This window comes from Flavobacterium potami (assembly GCF_020026915.1).
Classification (GTDB): Bacteria; Bacteroidota; Bacteroidia; order Flavobacteriales; family Flavobacteriaceae; genus Flavobacterium; species Flavobacterium potami.
The window spans coordinates 35,437-57,215 of sequence record NZ_JAINUY010000012.1 but is presented as its reverse complement, the minus strand read 5'-3'; the positions used below and the strand labels follow the sequence as shown (position 1 = coordinate 57,215).

The 21,779-nt window shown below is 29.0% G+C and carries 32 protein-coding genes; 4 read left to right on the top strand and 28 right to left on the bottom strand.

Going from position 1 to position 21,779, the window contains the following annotated elements:
• On the top strand, positions 1-4,539 hold a 4,539-nt coding region (locus K6T82_RS24030; protein WP_223711564.1), incomplete at its 5' end, for a beta strand repeat-containing protein.
• A 192-nt stretch (positions 4,540-4,731) separates the two neighbouring features.
• Here K6T82_RS24030 and K6T82_RS24025 read toward each other — a convergent pair.
• Positions 4,732-5,217 carry a hypothetical protein gene (locus K6T82_RS24025; RefSeq protein ID WP_223711563.1) on the bottom strand — a complete coding sequence of 162 codons (486 nt, stop codon included), beginning with the start codon at positions 5,215-5,217 and terminating at the stop codon, positions 4,732-4,734.
• Positions 5,218-5,393: 176 nt separating this feature from the next.
• Here K6T82_RS24025 and K6T82_RS24020 point away from each other — a divergent pair, with 176 nt between their 5' ends.
• Entirely contained in the window at positions 5,394-5,717 is a 324-nt protein-coding gene (locus K6T82_RS24020; RefSeq protein WP_223711562.1) for a hypothetical protein, read from the top strand.
• Between the two features lie 39 nt (positions 5,718-5,756).
• On the opposite strand, the gene K6T82_RS24015 is transcribed toward K6T82_RS24020, so the two are convergent.
• From K6T82_RS24015 to K6T82_RS23965, 11 genes are all read right to left on the bottom strand, one after another.
• Positions 5,757-6,347, bottom strand: a complete 591-nt coding sequence (locus tag K6T82_RS24015) for a hypothetical protein (protein WP_223711560.1) — start codon at positions 6,345-6,347, stop codon at positions 5,757-5,759.
• A 226-nt stretch (positions 6,348-6,573) separates the two neighbouring features.
• A complete protein-coding gene (locus tag K6T82_RS24010; RefSeq protein WP_223711558.1) occupies positions 6,574-7,002 on the bottom strand; it encodes a hypothetical protein in 429 nt (142 codons plus the stop codon).
• A 70-nt stretch (positions 7,003-7,072) separates the two neighbouring features.
• Positions 7,073-7,273, bottom strand: coding sequence for a hypothetical protein (locus K6T82_RS24005; protein WP_223711556.1), 201 nt, complete (start codon positions 7,271-7,273; stop codon positions 7,073-7,075).
• The gene (locus tag K6T82_RS24000; protein WP_223711553.1) at positions 7,263-7,886 is read right to left on the bottom strand and encodes a M23 family metallopeptidase; all 624 of its coding nucleotides are present in this window, start codon (positions 7,884-7,886) and stop codon (positions 7,263-7,265) included. Before K6T82_RS24000 ends, K6T82_RS24005 begins: the two co-directional genes overlap by 11 nt.
• 730 nt (positions 7,887-8,616) lie before the next feature.
• On the bottom strand, positions 8,617-9,690 hold the full coding sequence (locus tag K6T82_RS23995; protein ID WP_223711550.1) for a RepB family plasmid replication initiator protein: 1,074 nt from the start codon (positions 9,688-9,690) through the stop codon (positions 8,617-8,619).
• A 3-nt stretch (positions 9,691-9,693) separates the two neighbouring features.
• On the bottom strand, positions 9,694-9,903 hold the full coding sequence (locus K6T82_RS23990; RefSeq protein WP_223711548.1) for a hypothetical protein: 210 nt from the start codon (positions 9,901-9,903) through the stop codon (positions 9,694-9,696).
• A 264-nt stretch (positions 9,904-10,167) separates the two neighbouring features.
• Entirely contained in the window at positions 10,168-10,467 is a 300-nt protein-coding gene (locus K6T82_RS23985) for a hypothetical protein (RefSeq protein WP_223711546.1), read from the bottom strand.
• A gap of 66 nt (positions 10,468-10,533) precedes the next feature.
• A complete protein-coding gene (locus K6T82_RS23980; RefSeq protein WP_223711544.1) occupies positions 10,534-10,872 on the bottom strand; it encodes a hypothetical protein in 339 nt (112 codons plus the stop codon).
• 95 nt (positions 10,873-10,967) lie between these two features.
• Positions 10,968-12,092, bottom strand: a complete 1,125-nt coding sequence (locus tag K6T82_RS23975) for an LPD29 domain-containing protein (protein ID WP_223711542.1) — start codon at positions 12,090-12,092, stop codon at positions 10,968-10,970.
• Between the two features lie 20 nt (positions 12,093-12,112).
• Complete coding sequence (locus K6T82_RS23970; RefSeq protein WP_223711540.1) at positions 12,113-12,493, bottom strand: hypothetical protein; 381 nt, start codon at positions 12,491-12,493, stop codon at positions 12,113-12,115.
• A 209-nt stretch (positions 12,494-12,702) separates the two neighbouring features.
• Positions 12,703-13,176 carry a thermonuclease family protein gene (locus K6T82_RS23965; protein WP_223711538.1) on the bottom strand — a complete coding sequence of 158 codons (474 nt, stop codon included), beginning with the start codon at positions 13,174-13,176 and terminating at the stop codon, positions 12,703-12,705.
• A gap of 196 nt (positions 13,177-13,372) precedes the next feature.
• On the opposite strand from K6T82_RS23965, the gene K6T82_RS23960 reads away from it, so the two are divergent.
• Positions 13,373-13,984, top strand: coding sequence for a recombinase family protein (locus K6T82_RS23960; RefSeq protein ID WP_223711537.1), 612 nt, complete (start codon positions 13,373-13,375; stop codon positions 13,982-13,984).
• A gap of 1 nt (position 13,985) precedes the next feature.
• Complete coding sequence (locus tag K6T82_RS23955) at positions 13,986-14,753, top strand: hypothetical protein (protein ID WP_223711536.1); 768 nt, start codon at positions 13,986-13,988, stop codon at positions 14,751-14,753.
• A 44-nt stretch (positions 14,754-14,797) separates the two neighbouring features.
• Here the strand turns inward: K6T82_RS23955 and K6T82_RS23950 are convergent, their stop codons facing one another.
• From K6T82_RS23950 to K6T82_RS23875, 16 genes are all read right to left on the bottom strand, one after another.
• The gene (locus tag K6T82_RS23950) at positions 14,798-15,109 is read right to left on the bottom strand and encodes a hypothetical protein (protein WP_223711535.1); all 312 of its coding nucleotides are present in this window, start codon (positions 15,107-15,109) and stop codon (positions 14,798-14,800) included.
• A 2-nt stretch (positions 15,110-15,111) separates the two neighbouring features.
• Positions 15,112-15,258 (bottom strand): hypothetical protein, encoded by a 147-nt coding sequence (locus tag K6T82_RS23945; RefSeq protein ID WP_223711534.1) that lies wholly within the window; start codon positions 15,256-15,258, stop codon positions 15,112-15,114.
• A 43-nt stretch (positions 15,259-15,301) separates the two neighbouring features.
• Entirely contained in the window at positions 15,302-15,838 is a 537-nt protein-coding gene (locus K6T82_RS23940; RefSeq protein ID WP_223711533.1) for a hypothetical protein, read from the bottom strand.
• 260 nt (positions 15,839-16,098) lie between these two features.
• Entirely contained in the window at positions 16,099-16,593 is a 495-nt protein-coding gene (locus K6T82_RS23935) for a DNA-directed RNA polymerase subunit alpha C-terminal domain-containing protein (RefSeq protein WP_223711532.1), read from the bottom strand.
• A gap of 49 nt (positions 16,594-16,642) precedes the next feature.
• On the bottom strand, positions 16,643-17,125 hold the full coding sequence (locus K6T82_RS23930) for a hypothetical protein (RefSeq protein WP_223711531.1): 483 nt from the start codon (positions 17,123-17,125) through the stop codon (positions 16,643-16,645).
• A gap of 29 nt (positions 17,126-17,154) precedes the next feature.
• The gene (locus K6T82_RS23925; protein ID WP_223711529.1) at positions 17,155-17,463 is read right to left on the bottom strand and encodes a hypothetical protein; all 309 of its coding nucleotides are present in this window, start codon (positions 17,461-17,463) and stop codon (positions 17,155-17,157) included.
• Between the two features lie 21 nt (positions 17,464-17,484).
• On the bottom strand, positions 17,485-17,781 hold the full coding sequence (locus K6T82_RS23920; RefSeq protein ID WP_223711527.1) for a HigA family addiction module antitoxin: 297 nt from the start codon (positions 17,779-17,781) through the stop codon (positions 17,485-17,487).
• A gap of 198 nt (positions 17,782-17,979) precedes the next feature.
• Positions 17,980-18,264, bottom strand: a complete 285-nt coding sequence (locus K6T82_RS23915) for a type II toxin-antitoxin system RelE/ParE family toxin (RefSeq protein WP_223711525.1) — start codon at positions 18,262-18,264, stop codon at positions 17,980-17,982.
• A gap of 115 nt (positions 18,265-18,379) precedes the next feature.
• Positions 18,380-18,745 (bottom strand): hypothetical protein, encoded by a 366-nt coding sequence (locus K6T82_RS23910; protein WP_223711523.1) that lies wholly within the window; start codon positions 18,743-18,745, stop codon positions 18,380-18,382.
• Positions 18,746-18,867: 122 nt separating this feature from the next.
• Entirely contained in the window at positions 18,868-19,056 is a 189-nt protein-coding gene (locus K6T82_RS23905) for a hypothetical protein (RefSeq protein ID WP_223711521.1), read from the bottom strand.
• A gap of 13 nt (positions 19,057-19,069) precedes the next feature.
• Entirely contained in the window at positions 19,070-19,489 is a 420-nt protein-coding gene (locus K6T82_RS23900; protein WP_223711519.1) for a hypothetical protein, read from the bottom strand.
• A 24-nt stretch (positions 19,490-19,513) separates the two neighbouring features.
• On the bottom strand, positions 19,514-19,873 hold the full coding sequence (locus K6T82_RS23895) for a hypothetical protein (RefSeq protein WP_223711517.1): 360 nt from the start codon (positions 19,871-19,873) through the stop codon (positions 19,514-19,516).
• Positions 19,874-19,899: 26 nt separating this feature from the next.
• Positions 19,900-20,751, bottom strand: coding sequence for a hypothetical protein (locus tag K6T82_RS23890; RefSeq protein ID WP_223711515.1), 852 nt, complete (start codon positions 20,749-20,751; stop codon positions 19,900-19,902).
• A gap of 9 nt (positions 20,752-20,760) precedes the next feature.
• Entirely contained in the window at positions 20,761-20,976 is a 216-nt protein-coding gene (locus tag K6T82_RS23885; protein ID WP_223711513.1) for a hypothetical protein, read from the bottom strand.
• Positions 20,949-21,269: a hypothetical protein gene (locus tag K6T82_RS23880; RefSeq protein ID WP_223711510.1), complete on the bottom strand. Its 321-nt coding sequence runs from the start codon at positions 21,267-21,269 to the stop codon at positions 20,949-20,951. The genes K6T82_RS23885 and K6T82_RS23880 overlap by 28 nt, the downstream gene beginning before the upstream one ends.
• Before the next feature lie 5 nt (positions 21,270-21,274).
• On the bottom strand, positions 21,275-21,751 hold the full coding sequence (locus tag K6T82_RS23875) for a hypothetical protein (protein ID WP_223711508.1): 477 nt from the start codon (positions 21,749-21,751) through the stop codon (positions 21,275-21,277).
• Positions 21,752-21,779: the final 28 nt, after the last annotated feature.

The following is a 21,779-nucleotide window of genomic DNA, read 5'->3' as shown; positions in this document are numbered from 1 at the left end:
ACACATTCAACTGTATTGAATTTTGATGTAAAAGGCATCGCTTACACTTTTACTGGCGCTCCTCAGGATAATTCAATTTTCGTTACAGCTTCTACAAATCTGAATTTTGATATTTCAGAAACTGCTCCTTCAGGAACAAACTATGAAATGAAATATGCTTTTACAGAAGGTAACGGCCAGATCAAAAACGGTGCGAATACTGTATTGGCTAACCAATGGGAAAGTGTAAGCACTGGTTCATTCAATAGAACTTTTGTCGGAACTGCTGTTGGAACAATAAAAGTATTGTTTACTGTTAGAAACAAAACAACTTTGGTTGAGAAAACTCAGGCTGTTACGGTTGTAGTTACTGCTTCTGACTTTACATTCAATGCTACTGGAACTGCAAACAACCAGATCACTAAAACTCCAGTTAACGTTAATTTCAATGTTAACCAGATTGGCGGTGGAGCTGATACTTACGGAATGACATACACAACTTCAGGAACTGGTACTTTCGTTTACAACGGAACTACTTATACTGCGGGAGAAGTTATTCCTGTAACAAAAGGTTCTTCGAACGGCCAGTACATCGGAACAACCGGCGGTGCGCATGATATCGTGTTCACAGTTACAAACCAGGATGCTAAAACAAAATCAGCTACTGTAAAACTGACTTACATCAACAATGATTTCACATTGTCTAGTTCAGGGGACGGTTCTCTAAATGTAAATGCTTCTAAAGCTTTCAATCTGTTCTTGTCTCAGCAGACTGCAGACAATACTATTTCTTACGAAGTGAAATATACCATTGGTGCAGGTTCTGTAGGAAATGGAACTATAACAAAATCAGGAACACCAATAACCTTAGGTACATTCCAACCGATTACTAAAGGAACAAGTGAATTTGTATTTAACGGTACTGCAGAGGGAGCTGTTATAATCAATGCTGAAGTAAAGGACAGCAATGGAATTTCTCATACTACTGTATTAAACTTTAATGTAAAAGGAATTTCTTATACATTTTCAGGTGCATCACAGGATAATAGTATGTTTGTAACTGGTTCAACTAATATAAACTTTGATATTTCAGAAACTGCTCCATCAGGAACAAACTATGAAATGAAATATGAATTTACAGAAGGTAACGGCCAGATTAAAAATGGTGCTAATCTTTCATTAGCTAATCAATGGGAAAGTGTAAGCACTGGTTCATTCAACAGATCATTTGTGGGTACTGCAGTTGGTACGGTTAAAGTATTGTTTACGGTACGTAACAAAACATCATTAGTGGAAAAAACTCAATTAATTACAATTGTAGTAAATCCATCTGATTATACGTTCACTGCTACTGGAACTAATAATAACCAAATCACAAGAACACCAGTAAATATTAACTTTAATGTAAATCAGACTGGTGGTGGAAATGATACTTATAACATGACATTTACAACTTCAGGAACTGGTACTTTCGTTTACAACGGAACTACTTATACACCAGGAGAAGTTATTCCTGTGACAAAAGGATCATTTAATGGTCAATATATTGGAACAACCGGCGGTGCGCATGATATTATTTTCACAGTTACAAATCAAGATGCAAAATCTAAGAATTCAACGGTTAAGTTAAATTATACGATAAATGATTTTACATTATCAAGTTCAGGGGATGGAACTTTAAATATAAACGCTGCCAAGACGTTTAATTTATTCTTATCTCAACAAACTACAGATAATTCGATTTCTTACGAGGTTAAGTATACTATCGGTTCAGGTTCTGTTGGAAATGGAACAATTACGAAAGGTGGGATTGCAGTACCTTACGGAACATTCCAAACAATTTCAAAAGGAACAAGTGAATTTGTATTTAACGGTACAGCAGAGGGTAATGTAATTATAATCGCTGAAGTAAAAGACAGCAATGGTATTACACATTCTACGAATCTTAACTTTAATGTAAGAGCCATTTCTTATAATTTTACTGGAGCTTCACAAGCAAATACTATTAATTTAGGAGCTAATACTCCATTAACTTTTGATATTACAGAAACAGCTACATCTGGTACTGATTATGAAATTAAGTATGAATTACAGCAAGGTAATGCTGAAATTAGAAATGGTGCAAGACCAATGACTGTAAACCAGTGGGAAGGAGTAAATGTTGGTTCATTCAACAGAACTTTTGTAGGTACTACTGCAGGAACAATAAAAGTATTATTCACTGTTAGAAACAAGGTTACTTTAGTTGAGAAAACGCAAGTAATACAAGTTGTTGTATCTCCTTCTGATTATACATTTACAGCTACAGGAACAAGTAACAATGAAATTACTAAAACACCTGTTAACGTTAATTTTAATGTAAACCAAATTGGAGGTGGAGCTGATAGTTATACTATGACATTCACAACTTCAGGAACAGGAACTTTTGAATATGATAATGTTACATATACTGCTGGTCAGGTAATTCCATTCCATGTTGGTTCTTCTAATGGTAAATATGTTGGAACAACCGGCGGTGCGCATGATATCATGTTCACGGTTGTAAATCAAGATGCAAAAACTAAAAATGCAACTGTTAAATTAACTTATGTAAACAATGATTTTGCTTTATCTACATCAGGCGACGGGTCATTAAATATCAGTGAGAGTAAAGATTTTAATGTTTTCTTATCTCAAAATTCTCCTGATAATTCAATCGGATATCAAGTTAAATACACTATTGCATCAGGTTCTGTAGGTAATGGTACTATTTCTCAAGGAGGTACAGCAGTACCATTTGGTACATACCAGGCTATTTCAAAAGGTACTAGTAATTTAGTGTTTAATGGTACTGCAGCAGGAAAAGTAAATGTTGTAGTTGAAGTAAAAGACAGTAACGGAATAGTTCATACTTCTCAATTAACATTTGAGGTTAAAGCAATTTCTTATACTTTCTCTGGAGCAACACAGTACAGTTCAATCTATGTGAATGGTTCAAATCCAATTACATTTGATATTACAGAAACTGCTCCTTCAGGTACTGATTATGAAATAAAATATGCTTTAGCTCAAGGAGATGCTGAGATTAAAAATGGTGCTTTAACCATGACTGCAAATCAGTGGCAAAGTGTTAACGTTGGATCATTCAATAGAACTTTTGTGGGAACTACAGTAGGTACAGTTAAAGTTTTATTTACGGTTAGAAATAAAACAACTTTAGTTGAGAAAACTGAAACAATTACTGTCGTGGTAAATCCATCAGAATTTACATTTAATGCTAATAGAGCAAACAATGATCAGGTGGTTAATACATCAGTTAATGTAAATTTCAACCTTACACAGACTGGAGGTTCAAGCGATACATATAACATGACTTTCACTACCAGTAGTACGGGTACATTTACATACAATGGAGTAGAATATACTGCTGGCCAAGTAATTCCTTTTGTTGAAGGTGCATCAACTGGTTCTTATAAAGGAACAAAAGCAGGAAAACATGATTTAGAATTTACAGTTACAAATCAAATTAATTCTAGTAAAAAGTCAGTTGTTTCGGTTACATTCATTAATAATGATTTCACATTATCTACAACTGGAGATGGTTCGTTATTTGTAAATCAAACAAAAGATCTTTCTGTATTCTTAAGTCAGTTAATTCCTGACAATTCTATTTCTTATGAAGTAAAATATTCATTCGATTCAGGAACTGTTGGAAATGGTACAATTACAAATGGTGGTAATCCAGTTTCTTTAGGCTCTTATCAGCCTATCGGTCTAAATTCAACACCAATTGTATTTAAGGCTACAACTTTTGGTAGAGTTTATTTATTAGTAGAAGTAAAAAACAGTAATGGTTTAATGAAATCAAGTACAATTATGCTTGATGTAAAAAATGCAGATTTCCTATTTAGTGGAGGTGCACAAAGTAACATTACAACAGTTGGTACAGCTCTTCCTTTATCTTTAGAATTATCTGAAGTTGTTCCTTCAGGAACAGATTACGAGATTATGTATAATTTCGTTCAAGGAACTGGAACACTAAGAAGTGGTGGTACTAATTTAACAGCACTTACTTACTATCCTGTTGCAGTTGGTAATTTTTCAAGAGATTTAGTACCAACATCTCAAGGAAATATAGTAGTTGTTCTTACTGTCCGTAATAAAGTAACGTTACAGACTAAAACTTTAACAATTAATATTGAATCATACCAAAAACCTGTCCTTACTAATATTAGAACGGCAATGAGAACTGGTGGTGCTTACAATTGTGGTGGTGGTTCTTGCGATCGTGATTATGACTATATGTTGTCATTCTCTTCACAATTAAATTCAGGAGCAACAATTGCAGATATTAAACTTACCGTAGCTGATAGTAATCACAGTAATACATTAAGAACTTATGTTATTACTAATTTCGTTCACAACTTCTCAGGTTATATACAAATAAAACACCAGGGTTGGGAATTGTCAGAATACTGGGAGCATAATAATAAACCATATACTTTAGTTGTAACAGACAGTAATGGTTATAGTAATACTTACACAGGAAATTGGACAAATAGTGAATCAGATTTCCAATAATAATTTAATTTTAACAAATAAAAAAGAGGTGTTTAATACACCTCTTTTTTTATACTTAAAAATTAGAAAACAATTAGATCAATAAAGATTTTAAAAAGCTAAAGATTTATCATTACGAATTAGGCATTATATAAGAAAAAAAAAGATACCTTTTTAGGGGTATCTCTTTCTCATTAATAATCGTGGAACAAATTATTTAGTTGCAGTCATGCCGTATACTACATTTTGTTTTAAATCAGCATCATAAGATTGATATTGATAAGTTTTAGTACCATTGAAATCAAAAAATTCAATATTAGTAAGTTCTCCTGCATTTTGTCCATCAAGCAGCAATGTTATTGTTTTTTTGTCTTTGTCAAGTTTGTATGTAAAAACAATTGGAGTTTCTGAACTTGAACATTGAGTCCCTTGTAAAACAAAAGAATAGTTTTTTTCCGTGATCTCTATTAAATTATCCAGTGTACAAATTTTATAACCTTCTTTTTTAAGGTCATTGTTTTTTACTCCATCGCCATTTAAATCAACAGCTTCCTGTACACTTACAGAAGTGTATGCATAAGTGCCTTTTAAATTAGATTCAGTTACTCCAGTATCAGGGTTGTTATCATCATCTTTTGAGCAAGAAGCTAAAACTATTAAAGAAAGTGTTACACCAAGTATTCTTACAATTTTTTTCATTTTGTTTAATTTTATTTATTAATATTATTTATTTGGGGTTAAGTTTATATATTCGCGGAATTTTGCGCAAATATAAGTTTTTTTTTATTTTTTCGACAGTTAATATTTTTAACACATTTCAAAAGTAATTAAAATTTTTAATATATTTGTCAAAATTTAATATAAATATTTAACCTATGAAAAATTTAAAATTACTTATTTGTTTTGTCCTAGTTATCAGCTTTGTTTCTTGTAAAAAAGAAGTTTCTGAAAAAGACAATCTTAAAACAATTAAATCAGCAGTTGCAAAAAAGAACATTGAAAAAGAAAATTTCGAAAAAGAAGTTCTTCCATTGGTTCAAGAGCTTTATGAAAAAGACAGTGTAAAATACAGCATGATTAATCATATAGCTAAAAAAGCACAAAAAGAGAAAAACAAAGACATTTTCAGAATGAACGTTGCTAACTTAAAAGATGAACTTGCCTACTATAAAAAGGAAATGGAAGCAGAAAAAAAATAATCTCTAAATTAAACCTCTCAATTCGGGAGGTTTTTTTAATTAAAATAAAGATAATTGTACTGGTCTTCTTCCTAAAATAGTTTCAATAAATTCTAAAGCTAAATAGATAACTTTATCACTTCCATTCCAACTTTTATCTTCATGAAACTTAATTATTCTATGGCAAGCTCCAACTATAGCTAATTCTTTAGTATCATGGATTTCTCCCCAAACACTAATTCCGTCAACATTTCCTCCAGTATTTGATTGAGCCCAAATTCCATTAGTCCATTTTCCGTTTTTTCCTTTTGCTACTTCAATAAAGTTTTTTTCTTTCCAACCATTTTTGTGTACATAGATTAAAATTTCTTCCTTTTCAAAAAATACTGGTCGTTCCATCCATCCACTTTCATTATAAGTTTTTGTTTCAAATCCAAACAATAAATTTTGATTAAAACATCTGTAATTACTAATTATTTTACGAAGATCATCTCCAAAAGATTCAAAGTAATTAATAGTTTTAGTATCATCATTTTCTAAAGCAGAAATATATTTTGAATATGCTTCCTGCTCAGCTCTAGCAATAAATGTTTCTTTAATTTCTTTTAATTTTTCATCTTTTGAAAGATTTTTATATTCTCTTTTTGCCATTTCCTTTGCTTTTTTGTTCTATTCAAAGATACGGCTAAATCACTTAATTATCGATTATTATACTCCGTTAAGATTAAAAAAACAGAACGGTTTTTATTCCCTTTGGTTAATTTATAGGTGCTACATAAATGACAGATAAAATTTAATCCATTCGATTTTTTATAGTTTTTTTCTATAAAAAATCTTTTTTAAAAACATAAGAAAGCAAAAAAATAACCTGGATAAATTATGATTCGGGAATTACTAAAATCTTGTTTTTGTAGTCTTTTTTGAGAGTCTTTACAATATCATTTATAAAATATGTTCTTGAATAAAGTTTATCCTCTTTAATTCTAAAACAAATATAATTTTCAACCCATTCGCAAACTAAATAAGGTGCTAAAATAGAGGTTTTCAATCCGCTCTTTATGGAAATTTTTTTGCCCGCTCCTTTGTTGGTTCTTATGCTAATTTTATTATCTCTTTCAGGAATATTAGGATTTTTAAATTTCAGAAGCTCAATGCCTTCAAAAATAGCATCACTAAAACGGTATTTTAACTGGCCCTTAACAACATTAGTATAAACGACTTGATCAATATATTTTTTATTATCGTCAGAAATGCTAAAAGTAAATTTAACAGCTGGGTAAATTATTTCATCTTGTTCTTCTTCCATAATCCAGTAAAATATTATCTTTCAAAGATACAAAAAAACAACCATTTAACGATTATTATACTCTGTTAATCTAAGCTTTTTGACTAATTAATTTTGAAATTTTTTTCGTTAAAATAATACTCTCATTATGTAAATTCATCCATTGATCAAACTCAGCTTTAGATAAATATTTTAGCTGCGTACTTTTTAAATTATTTCTTTTAAAAATTAATCTCATTTCTTCCTGAAGGGAAGCAGCTTTTCTAAATAATATTTCAAGATCATTCTCCAATGTGCAGAAATTTTTTTGGATTAATATATTTACCATTTTTTAAAATTTCATAATGCAAATGATAACCAGTTGAACCTCCAGTATTTCCTAAATAACCTATTATCTGACCTTTTAAAACAGTTTCTCCAGTTTTAACAATAAATAGGTTCAAATGAAAATAACGTGTCTTAAATCCATACTTATGACTTAATTCCACAGAATGTCCGGCTTTACCATTAAAGAATTTACTTTTAATAACTTTTCCGTTGGCAGAAGCATAGACAGGTGTATTTTCTTTTGCAACAATATCAACACCATTATGAGCTTTTAAATCTCCTTCTAAAGGATGAAGACGTTTAGAACTAAAGCCAGATGAAAGTCCAGGTTTAACTTTTGGATTAATGGGATTTATATTTGGATAATATTTAAATATCTCTGGAAAATCGTTCTCAAAAATTTCAATTTTTTTCAGATCTGAAGGAGTTGATGATAAATTTATATATTGTTCAATTTTCTCAGAAGCGGAAACTTCTTTTTTTTGGGAAATACAATCATTTGAAAAACCAAATAATACCAGAAATGGCAGTACTTTATTCAAATTTCCCGAAATAAATACTTTTTTTAAAAAATGCATATTTATTAATTTTTTAAAATTGAAAACCTAAGGGAAGTACAAAAATTCTTATTTCCCTTTGGTTCATTTTAGAATCCAATTTTGCGAAGCAAATAAAAGGTCTTAAAAAAATCATTTTTCTTGATTTTTTTATATCCTTATTAATATTTTTAATTTATTTTTTAGTTTTTATATAGTTTTTAGCCGACGACATAAAAAGAGAACATGAAAAACTTAATGCCTTATAAAATAAGGCTTTACGGCTTATATTTTCCCGAAAAAAATACTTTTTTTACACTTTCATTTCCCCTATTAGGTACTTTTTCTTCCCCTACTAGGTACTTCTCTTCCCCTACTAGGTACTTTTTCTTCCCCTAATAGGTACTTTTCACTGAAATCAGCAGTATTTTTGCTACTACACGTCGATTTAAGTTTCAATTTTTTTGAAGATTTTTGGTAATTTTCTTATTTTGCTAGGCTTAAGCTCACTAAATTTCCCAAAAAAAATACTACTTTCTTCCCCTAATAGGTACTTTTTTTCCCGAAAAAAATACTTTTTGTGTATTTATTTCTAAAATGCTTCCCGAAAAAAATACTTTTCAAGTCGAAACACATTCTAGTAGCGCTATTTGTTCGATTAAAAAATAATAAAAATTTATAATTACCAACTAAAAGCATTGTTTATCAAAAGATTAAAAAATTATTCTTCCCAAAATAAATACTTCTTTCTTCCCGAAATAAATACTTTTTTTTAGGCTGTTGTTGCCAATTGTTTTTTATGCTTATGTTCAATGTATCCATATAAAATTTCTTGTAATTTCTTTAGATATGTGTCACTCTTTAAGTTTTGTAATTCTTTCTTTCGAGAAATAGCTGCGGTTACTGTATCATAGCTATACTTTTTATAAATCCCTGTCAATTGACCAACTTGAATATCATTTAAAGAATGCTTTGACTTTTTATATCTTACGGCTTTATCAATGCGATAATCGATGTCAGATTTAAGCTCAGGAGCAATTTTTGCAGTTTCGTAAGCAACAATTGTAATCTTGTTCCCTTCAACCGGCCAGCTGTAATTGAAAGAGAGTTCAGAATTAGCATCCAATGAAGTTTTTACAGGGTCTAAAATCTTTTCTTTAATTTTCGACCAGTACTTATAATTTGTATTGAATCTTTCATTTATGGTATCCATACGCATTTCACAGCTCCCTGCATCCTGTTTAGATCTCCTAAGAGTAGTAAGAAAAAGATAAAACAAATAAGCGTGTAAGGAAGAAATATTAAAAATAGAATTTGTGGCTATACGATTATATCCTTTACTAATATCAATAAAAATCCTATACCAATATTGATGCATATAGAATTTAGCTCCTTTATCTCCATCATTAAAAACAAGATTACTTATAACAGAACTATGAAGTTCAACTTCTTTTCCTTTAATGATAAGTTTTTCTTCAGTTACAAATTTTAGAAGAAATTTTAATCCTTCTTTTGCGTAGTCATAATTTTTGGAACCTTGCGGTATTAAATCTTTTAGCTTTAAGAAAAACTGAACCTGATCATGAGAAGCTTTATCAGTTGCATACCAATCTTCATCGAATAGATCAAGCTGTTGAGTAGAAAACACCTGGTCTTTTTTAACTATCGAAATTAAAACTAAAATAACTCTTAGGGCGTGAATTGTTAATGGATTATTATCATCGTTCCTCGCCTTTTCAAGAAATGAATATAATCTTTGGGGGAATTGAGCCGAATCGGGTAAATTAGTAGCCAGTTCAGTAGTGTACTGAACCTTTGGCAATAAACTGCTTTTTATATTTTCCATTCTTTATTTTTTGATTTTAGAATTAATCTGAGTAATAGTTTTACTAAGGTTTTCTTCAGCATCTTTTATTGGTGCAACAATATATCTTTTACCATTCTTTCCATTTACAATTAATATCTCATTCTCTGCAACTTCGAGATAATCTTTAAGTTTATCACGGAAAGTTGTAACATTAACATTTACTGGTTCTGATTTAACTGTTTTTGTAGACATTGTATTTATTTTTAATTGATTAGCTTTACAAATATACAAAAAAACGTACGTAAAACGTACGTAATAAATAAAACCCTTACTAATTATCATAATAAGGGTTTACTACCAAAAAATAAAAAAAAACGAAAAAAACCAACTATTTATTACTTAACATTCATCATGAATGCAAACATTAGTTTAACTACAATGATGAAAAATTTAAAACCAAATTTTAAAATCCCTAATATTATTTTTAATGCTACATTCATGATGTTTAATTTTTAATTATACAATGACTTTTTGCTTAATGTTTAATTTGAATTCTTTTGAATCAAATATTTCGTTGTTGAGAAACTTTCTCAATTTTTCTTTTTCAAAAGGTTTAAATGAAATCTGATTTTTAACCACTCTGGCTGATAACTTCTTTCGGTATTTATCTTCTAACTCAATCTTATTTTCGTTTAAGATTTCGTACATACCATTTATAATTACTTTTGCTTTTTTGGCTGCTATAAAAAAACAGCCTAAGAACAATAAAACCGCAAAAAACTTAAGAACCTCGAATATTACTACTTGTTTTTCCATTAAAATAATTTTTTTCAAATATATTAAAATTTTTAACTATGATGCAAATTATATTAATATTTTTAATTATTTATTATAAAGTTCTTTGTAGTTTTTAATCTCAGAGTTTTCAATGAAAGTTTTCAGGAAACATGCGTAAATTCTAGCTTTTTCATTATAAAATACAAATGCTTCAACAAAAATTCCATGCTTTTTTAGAAGAATTAAGAAACTAGGTAAAGGTTTAATTTTCGAAAAAAAATATCCGTCCCTGTCTAATACGAGAATCAATAATTTTTCTTCAATTGTCATTTCATTAAATTGATCGTCCTCAAATAATGATTCAAATCCCTTTAACATACTTGAAGGTGTGATATTTACAATTGATACTTCTTCTTGATAATTAGGAAAGTTTAAATTTTTCATAGTTTTATACTTTTATTTTCTTATATAAAGATAAGGTTAATGTTTATATTTAACGATTATTATACTCCGTTATTGAGTAAAAAAAACTTCAGTTTTTATTCCCTTTGGTTCAGGAATTTTTTTAATTCAGATTCTTTCTTTTTAGAGAATATCCATCCTGCTTGTTTAACATCATTATAGGTAAGATAGGTGTTGAACTTTCCTCCTAGTTCTTTTAGTTTTTCTTTAATCTCTTTAGTATTGCCAAATACTGCAATGGCTTTATCACTATAATCAACCAAGTAAACATCAGGAGTAAATTCTACATCTTTATCAAAAACAAATTCAAATGAATCTGTAAAGCTTCCAGAATAATTATTCTTCATTTGTATAGAAATACCATTTATATCAAATGGGAAAGACGTATTTCTAAAAGTTCTATAAAATATGTCTCCCGTTTCACTTTTATAATTGTTGCTATTCGTTCCAATTAATTCACTTAACTTTTCTTTACATTTAGCAACAGTCTCACTTGCTTTTCTTGAATAAAAGACATATTTGAAATCTCCAAATATTTTGTTGAAATTTGAAGGGTTGTAATCTCGATAGTCTCCTGTTTGATCTGTTTCATAACCTTCAAATTTTTCAGCAATTTCCTCTACTTTGGTTTCAGAAGGTCCATCAATCCAAGAAATATTGTAGGTGCTATAATTTGTTTTTTTAATTGAAAATTTAACCTTAGGGAAGTTCTTTTTTAATTCAGCAATCAAATTGTTCTTAGTGATTTTATGATCTCCCTGAGGATTAATAATTAAATATGGATATAATCCTGGCAAACTATCTAATTCCAGTTTGTCTGAGGTTGCTTTTTCACTTTCTAAGTGATTTTGAATGTTTACAGAAATTTCAGCTTTCATAATATATTCTTCCAATACCGAATCATCGAAGATTTCAAAATTATCATCAAAATAATTTCCAATTCCAAATTTTTTAGAATGAGGTCTAGAATATTCATCTACTGTAAAGAAGCCACTATTAAAATCTGAAATATAAACACATTTGTACTGACCAAACTCATTTTTTGGAGAAATGACTGCACCAATACTTTCACTCATTGCATAGCCATAACAATAAATCTTACAACCGATTGGCAATTCAGGAACTTCCTGAACTTCTTCAATGTTAGCTGATTTTCCAAATAATCTAAATACTTTTGTATTATTAGTAATAATATTTTTCATGTTAGTTCTTATAAATATTGTTAGTTAAATAATGATAATTGCTGAGATTCTAATATTTGAACCGGCTTAATAGTGAATGCTTCTCCACTTATAACCATTTTCCCTTTTTTGGTTATTATTTCAATACCTGTATATCCTCTTTCAATAGTTCCCTCGATAATTGCTTTGACATGTTCATCGTAGGTATAAACACTATCTTTATATATATCCTTTGGAACAACTTTATAAGCTGTAACCCATTTAACACCATCAGCACCAGAAGAACAGCTTGCAATAATTACAATTTTATAATTTTGGAAATCCATAATTTTACAAGCTCTATTTTCAGGAATTAAACTGCATGAATTATTATTTCTAAATTTTTCTAATAGTGTTGCTGAAGCAAATTGTAAATTATTCATCCTTTTGATTTTTCTACTATTCAAAGATACAGCTTATTTACAAAAACAACGATTATTATACTCCGTTAATGCTAAAAAAAAACATTCGTTTTTATTCCCTTTGGTTTATTCTAACACTCGTACGTAATTCATATTTAAAATTAAAATTTACCTCTTGAAGAGGAAAGAAATTCTCCGAAGTCGAATTTTTGAACCAAAGGGAAAAAAAACTAAAACTTAACTTTCATATCATTTCTATACTCCCACGGAGCTTTACAATTTTTATCCGACCACAAGCCAATTTTTTTTGATCTGGCAGAAAGCTCTAACTTTCTTAAATCATCAGATTTAGAAAACTTTTTATAGTGCCAACCAAAACCATTTTTAATAATTTCAGCAGAAAGATATTTATTGTCATAATAAACCTTGGCAATACTTCTTCCATAACGGTCAGTTCCTGTTACTTTATAATTTACTATTTTTAATGCAACCTGTTCTGCAGTAAATGATTTTGCTTTCTTTCCGAAATCCTGACTTGATTCAGGACAGTCAACTTCTGCTAACCTAAGAGTTATTTGATTTTTATTGGTATCAAGAACTACGATGGTATCTCCATCTTTAATTTTAATCACTTTTCCAGATTGGGCAAAAAGGGTAAATGAAATAAGAAAGAACGAAACAAATGAAACTAATTTTTTTTTCATAAAAATTGATTTAATATTAAAGTGTAAATATATAAATATTTTTAACTATTTTATATTAGTGTTAATATTTTTAACTATAAAGTTTAATTTTAGACTATACTCTATTTTTGGATTATATAAATTATCTTTGAATAACGATTTTTAAAGCTTTAGTATATATCAAAAACACCTATCCTAAAAATGAACTATTAAAATTATGAAAGCACGTTACATTAGGGTTTCAACATTATCGCAAAATATAGAACGGCAATTGGCCAAACAATATAATAATGAATTACTTTACATAGATAAAATAAGCGGTGCGGTTCCATTTTCTTTGCGCCCTGAAGGACTAAAACTTTTAGCAGATATACCAGGGAAAAATATCACATACATTAGTATCTCGAGCATAGACCGATTAGGTCGAAATACCTTAGATATTTTAGAAACCATAAATAAACTTCATACATTTAATATTTGTCTTAAAGTAGACAATTTAGGTTTGGAAAGCCTATTGGGTGGCAAAGAATCTCCAACATTTAAACTAATTGTTAGTGTACTGGCTAATGTCAGCGAGATGGAAAGGGAAACAATGTTAGAAAGACAGAAAGAAGGGATAGCTATAGCAAAAGCAAAAGGGATATATAAAGGAAGAGAGAAAAATACAAATGAAACTCCTGAAAAATTTCTTGCAAAATATCCAGGAGTAATAAATTACATTAATAAAAAAACTAATCATACAATAGAGGATATTGCCAAACTATCAGATTGTTCGAAAAATACAGTTTTAAAAATAAAGAAAACTCTAGAAAGCTTGCAAAAAAAATAACATGAATTTATTGGCTAATTTAAAATTAAACAAGCATATTGTTAAAATCTCTTATAAAAAAAGAATGCGCAAACCATCAAAAATAAGTTATAAAACCTACTTCAACGAAAAGCTGAAACAAGTTCCATTAGGCAACATCATGACACATCCTTTGTATGTACAGCTAACTTTTGAAAGAAAAACTCTTTTTTTTAAAAGCAACTTTTTTGATTTGTTTTCAAAACCAAAATATATAAAAACTGTTCCGGGACTTATAGAAAATCCTTCTCTTGAAAAGATTATTACCTTAGAAATGGAAATAATTGAGTTTATAGAAAAGAAGCATCCCTATAATTTTTCACTAGAACTATTCAAACAAGAATATGCATTTTACAGCCAGGACATCTGTGATATTATGGAAGAGGAATTTCGTAATTATCTTTATACCTTTTTTCAAGGTAAATGTATGTATGTACTTGCAGTAGCAATTCGCGAAGGAAGTAGGCATCATATCAATTATTACATTATTAGAGAAATGAAAAAAGCTTTTACAAAATCTTTCTATGATGAACTCATTGATAATTCATTATACTCCGGATTACCCTATTTTGCAATATATGATTTTATGCAACATACTAAAAAGTGGCCAATGTTTTATCTTAGTGTTTTTGAATGGGAAACTGGTAATACTAAGGCGGAATTCTTTGAGTATTTGAAAAAAAACTATCCAAAACATGATGTGGGAATGATAAAAGCTGGAGTAGAAAAATGGCTCAGCCAATATTCTTAATATTGATAATATTATTACCTTTTTAACTATCAACTCGAAGCTTTTTAAAGCTTCATTTTTGTATAACTTTCTCCCATATCAATAACATTGATTAAGCCAGAGCGTTGATTCAAGAGTACAAAACTCATTCCAGTTGAATTACAAATTTTTAGATATTTTGATAAAAAATACCCACTAAAATCTTCAAGAAAAACAACATCCTGTTTGCCTTTATCTAAAAAACTAGATGTCGCACAAATCCAAACTTTGTCTTTATATTTTTCAAATGTTGCTTCATGACAAGAATGCATTATAACTTTGTCGCCTTTTTTAAAAGTTTCTGTTTTATTATCGTTGATATATTTATCTGTTGTCATAATTATTTATACGGTTTTTGTTCAATTTTCCCACGAACTTTTTTATCTCCTGCCACTACAACTTTTTGAATTGATAGGCTTTCAGAAATTACATTAGCAACCCTCTCTAAATCTTTTTGTGTCGGTTTAAATAATGTCGGTCTTTTCATCTTTTAATTATTTAGTCTATTATAAAATTTAATAAAGCTTGTACTATTTTTTAAAAAAAATTACATCAGGAAACCAATGTTTTAAAATCGTCTGATTAGGTTCTCCTTGATTAAATAATCCTTGCAACTGTTCATTTGTTATGGTATAAACTTCCTTTATTTCTTCCTCTTCAAAAGTGGTAATCTCGCTCTTATATTGTGTTTGTCCAATTCTAATTAAAAATTTTTTTAATTCTATTTCTACATCTTCTTTGTTTAGAAATTTTTGTGCTGCGGTTTCTAAATAAAAAGCTTCTAAACCTTTACACATTATATTTTGAAACATAGAATTTTCTCTTGTTAAAGCAATTTTAAATCTAACCACTGGAAATTTTGACAATTCTAAAAAATTACCATCTTTATTTTTTCCAACAATTACAAAATAATCATTACCAATATTGTCTGAAAATTTTGCCGTTTTAAATTTAAGTGTTTTAAAATACTTCCATCTTTTATTTGATAAATAACTTATAAGAATTACAGATAAAATTAGTCCGATTATAAATAAAGAAAGAAATATTACTAATAGATTGGTATTCATATTTTATTATTTTTTATAGTTTTCACGTTATTTTGCATTTCTGCAGCTTGTTCCTGGTTCTCGTTTTCACGTTATTTTGTATTCCTGAAGAAAAGATCCGGAATAGCTTTTCACGTTATTAATTATTTATTAGTAAGCTGTAAAAAGCCACTTTCGCCTAATACTCTTTTAGGTGTTGTTAGTGTCAGTGTATGTAACATGATAAATAAATTATTGGTTTTCTAGAAAAGTTTCATTTGAGTAAATTTATATTCTACATTTTATTTACTTAATGGAATATTATTTTTAGTACAAAAATCTACTAAAAAATTAAAGCTTGTTTGTCCTAAATTTTTAAATTTTCTCAATTCAGATTTTCTATAGTCCCGAAGTTCTTCAAGTGAATTTATGTCATTATTTTTTAAAACATTAAATATTCTAGTAGGTAGCTCAAAAATTAATTTTTCATCTAAAGGTTCTGCTACTGTGATTATTGTATCATTTAAATAAATAGGCTCTAAAAAAAGATCAACAAACGGTTCATTTAATAAATCTCCATTCATATTATGAACCCTTATAATCTTATCAATTACTTTAAATAATCTTGTTTGGTAATCATTAGCAAGTTCTGTTTGCCAATCTTCTTGTGTACTATCAAACAAAACCTTTTCATTCAAATTGATTTGAATATTTGTTTTAAAAGATATAGAGCTAGCATACCACGATGTGTCTAATTCTTTATTTTGGGATTTTATGTTTAAATAATAATGTATCATACTTTTAGTTTTTATCATCTAACAAAATGTCTTTTCACATAATGGAGATTTAGTCAAATTTGTATGTTCCTAAGAACCTTTCTCTCATTTTTCTTTTATTACAAGTCTCCCCCATTAATAACTCAAATTCTAGAGTATTTTGATCTACCCAAATCCTTTCATAAACAATAAAAATCATCTCCGTTTTTTTTAGTACATCAATAAAGGAATTTCCTATGTCACTATTTGAATAAAACAAATTAGGTGTAATAAAGTCAAATAACTTGATGTCTTTTCCAAATTCAAATTGCAAATAAATTTCATTTCTAAATAAATCAGCAATAGGTGTTTTATTTAGAACACCTTGTTCATTGTAAGTATCGCAATTATAGTTTTCACTATCAAAGTCAGGTTCTGGTGGGGTATTTAAGACAGACAAAAGAGATGTTTCTAATCCTGAGCCTTCATTCAAAATAAATCCACTTGAATAAACACGAATATTAATTTTTTTAAATAGAATATCATTCTTAAAGTTCTCAATGTTTTTTTCCATAACTCCATCGTTCAATAAAATATATTTAACTATACCGGTTTGATATTTAATCTCGAAAAATTGAAATAACTTTTTCCATTATTTTCAAAATTTTTAAGTTTCTCTACATTAGAAATTTCAAACAAAAATGTTCCATACTCTAGTTTAATCTTCTCTAGTATATCCATAGTTCCATTGTCGTTTTCAACAATGCTTTCCTGTAATATTTTTTCAAAATCTATCAATGATCCAATTAAGGAAACTCCTTTTGTTTGAATTGTATATGTAAAATTCTCAACGAGTTTAAATTCCTTGTCTTTTTCTATATAAAATATAGATTCATAATTAATTATCTCCATTTTATACTTGATTTATTTAGATTAAGCAAAGTCATAATAACTTATCTTTGGAGGATTTTCTTCAAAATCTTTTGTTGCATTTCTTAAGTCGTAATTTAACTGAAGATTTAAAAAATGTTTTGCGCTACCCCCAAATACTCTTTCAAGCTTTAAAGCCATATTTGGCGTTATAGAAGCTTTTCCGTTAATAATATTGGACATATTTGAACGAGTAGTTAGAAGCAGTTCGGCAATTTTGCTTACCGTTAAGTTTCTACCTTCGACAAGCTCCATTTTTAAAATAGAACCTGGGTGAACGTTTCTCATCTTAATTTCCATAATACGTGTGTCTGTTGTGATTGTAAGTAAATATTTTATAAGTTATATATATAATGTATAAAAATCATAATTATTCTTATACAGCAAATGATCTAACATTCAGGCATTTTATAATATGAATGCCTAAATGTCAAATCAATGTTTAATTCTATATTCAAATGAACCTTTTTATTTGTGATTATTTTTAATTTTTTAATTTCAATGAGTATCTAAATAATCTAAATCATACGCATTGCCTCTTTCAAATTTAAATGTTATTCTATAATTCCCAGAAATATCAAGGCTCCATACTCCTTTTTGTTTTCCTTTTAATTCGTGAGGTCTAAGGCTGGAATAAAAACCTAAATCTCTTGGCACTTCATCTAAACCATCTATTATGGTTAAAACTTCTTCTACTCTAGTCAGATGTGCATTGTTAATTTTACTGCTGTCATTATCTCTCCAAAGCTTTTTTAACGCCTTGCTTTTAAAAGTTTTAATCATGGTTGGTTAGTATTTATTTGAACGGGTCTATCTGTATTGTGTAAAGATACACAATACATATATTAAAAACAAATATTTTTATAAAAAAAACCTCTTTAAAAAGAGGTTTTGATTTTTAATTGTTTTTATCTAGTTGTCTTCTAGTTTCATCCAGACTAATACCCTGAATCTGATCTGTAAAATTATCCTCAAGCAAATCTTGAAGGTTTTCGCATTCTTCAAATACATTAGGAAAATCGAATGCATCATTATCGCCTTTTGATTCTTTAAAATCAAGCAAGATAACTTCTTCTTTAGTTCGAGCTAAAACTTCTACTTCGCTAAATGTATCAGGATATCCATTTAAAATTTGTGCAAGCTTATTTGCATCATCTTCAGACAATGTTGTTAATCCCCCTTCTTCATCAGAGTTGATATACAAAAAATACTTTATTCCAGGAATTTCTTCACTTGTAACTTTTACTAATACGGAGTGTGACATATATAAATAAATTTGGTTATATTATCTTACAAAGTTATAAATATATACAAATTACGGTCGGTTTCTCATGTTAATTAAAAGTATAAAAGGAAACTAAAAGTTAATGCTTTAGTTTGCTAAAATTAGAATGGCCAACGTTCAAGTTTATCACGCTCTGCCTGAACTTTTCTTATTTCTGCCTTGATTTTGTACAGATCAACAAAAAGATAGATAAGAACCACAGTGAAAATAATGCATACTAACTGCCATATCTTAGGCATAATTAAAAATTCGTAAATCTGTTTTTCGATGTATTTTTTAATTCTTTTCATTTATCTTTTTGAGTTATTGCAATTCGACTTTATTTTCAAAGGAAGACTGGCCAAATCTATCTTTAAAATTATATAATTCATTTACAGCATCCTCTAGAGTATCAAAAGAAGAACAAATAGATTTAAATTCTTTATGGCTGTATGAGAAAAGAGGGCCTAAACTGTATGACTTAGCGTTAAGATATTCCTGAAACTCTAAAAAATCAGCTCCATTATTTTCGGAAATAACTATTTTAAAATGGAAGTTCCCAATATTATCAGTGATTTTGGCAATTTTAAGCTGACAATTTTCAAATATTTCATTAGTTTTTTGTGCCTGAAATTCATTTCGGACTAGCACTAAAATTATAAGAAAGATAAAAGTACCAAATAAAAAAGGTGCAGTTTCAAAATTATATATGCTTTCTAGATATTTGTAAAAAGTAATTTTCATTTTATAATATTTTAAGGTTAATGATTAAATTAAAAATGGCTTATTTTCAATATTTTTCACATCTGCGACATAGACGCTTGCCCCCATTCCATTGTTGTACACAACATGCTTTACTTTATAATATTTTTTATTTTCATACACACCTATCATTAAATAGCTTCCTACGACTGGGATGATAATTGATTCATAAAAATCGATTATTACACGAGGATTATCAATGTGTCTAACTGCAACAGAAGTTATCATAATCTCTTCTACTACATAGGTTTGCAATAGGTCATAAAAATATGATCTGAGAGTAATAAATCTTACGAAACTATCCCATTTGTGATAGAGCTTCCATTTTAATTTGTTGATTTTTGTTTCATTGAAAAGATTTTTCATTTTTTTAAGTTTAAGTAGTTTATATTTTATCCTCCGCAGTAGCCTGACTTACAGTTTTCAGCTCCAGTTCCGAAATTAAAATCGAGCTGTAGTCCAAGTTTTTTAATATCAAGTATGCTTATATCCTTTTTGAATGTGCTCCCCTGAATATCTTCGGCAACTCCTGCCCAACTCATTACAGCAGGATTCTTATCAAAGTTTTTTCTCAGCTGTTGTTCATTTTTCCAAAAGCACATCTGACAGTTGCTGTCATCAGCAAAAACCACATCATTATGATCTTTCCAATATTGAACTACATGCGGATGCATTATTTTATCTTCTTCAAGAGGAAATGACAATTTTCTCCATTCTATTTCTTGGTGGTTCTGCCTGCACTGACCATAAAGATTACATGATACAGGAAATTTAAAAGACGTGCCAATATCTTCAAGCCTGTCAGGTTCATCATATCGGATTCCAAGTCTCATTTCTATGTCCGTACCATAATTCAGGTAGCATTCTTCAAAAATTGGTTCAAGCTTCATTTTTGTTGTACAGAAGCTTTTAATCTGATTTGGTATGAAACCCATTTTATTGATTAGAACATCATAAGAAATACCACGTACCCAAGTTATATTTCTGCCAATTTTCTGTTCTAAATCCATCATGGTCTGAATAATTATCGGGTCTTCAGCTGTAGCCCTAAATTCTCCGTATTCAGGAATAAATTTTTCAAGCTTATCATTGGCATACTGAAGAAGTTTTTTATTGTATCTAAGCCATCCTGCTGCATTGTGATTGTCAATGCAAACCATAGCGAACATATCTACATCAGCTTTATAGTTAGATGCCAAATAAGAGCTTGTTTTTCCTCCCGATAAACTGTTAATGGTTGTCATAGTTTTTATTTAAATAAAGCGAGCTGTATTGATTTCTTCTCTGCTCCATTCCTGATTAATAGATTCTAATAAATCATGTTCCTGAATTTTTATTTCACGTTCTAAAGAATCAAGCTTTCTTAATAATTCCTTTTTTTCTCTCTGGAGCTTTTCAGCATTTAGAGCCATGTTTTCAATCTCCCTTCCGATTCCCCCTTTTAATTTTCTGCACCAGTGAGTTTCCATAAGCAGTATTTTAAATTTTCACAGAAAAAATCATAAAGTTTATTAAACTCGATATCGTCTTCAACATAATCGAAATAAAGAACTACTAAGGAATCTTCTATTCCCAACGGTTCATTTTCATCATAATCAGGAAAATCCATGAAATTATTTTGAGCTTCATCATTTCCTAATTTAATCAGTGATTCTGGAGTAAAATCATGTTTACTGTTCATTATAAATTCTGCCACTTCATTAGAGTGTGTATCAACAAATGCTTTATAATGTTCGTATTGCTCAGATGTGAAAGTTGCCATATATTTTAGTTAAAGATTAAGGACTGCTGTCCCATTAATTTTTTTTCGACTTTATAGAAAGAGTAATATTCGTTTCTTAGTTTATCCCTTATCATATTTCGTTCTTTAACGGAAACATGATTTTCTTCAGCTGTATAATTGTCTTCAAGTATTTTTTCAATGTCTCCATTCCAACGCTTATCATCTATAAAATAACCATACTTTGTAAAGCTTCTGTTCCCAATATTAAAATCCGTCATTTCTTCTAATGTCTGATTTCTGACATATACAATATGTATTTTCTGCTGAACGTATTTATCATTTGAATTTAAAGAGCCGTTCTCGTAATAGACAGCCAGTTCTTTTTTGCGGACTATCTTTTTAGTTAATTTTGCAAAACCATAAAATACCCTAAACTGCTTTTTTTCTGCTTTCAGATAATCCATTTTTTCTTTAAGTTCTTCAGGAGAAAGCACGTATTTTTCAATTTTAGATTTTGACATGTTCCTTATTTTTATTACTTAAAGATAC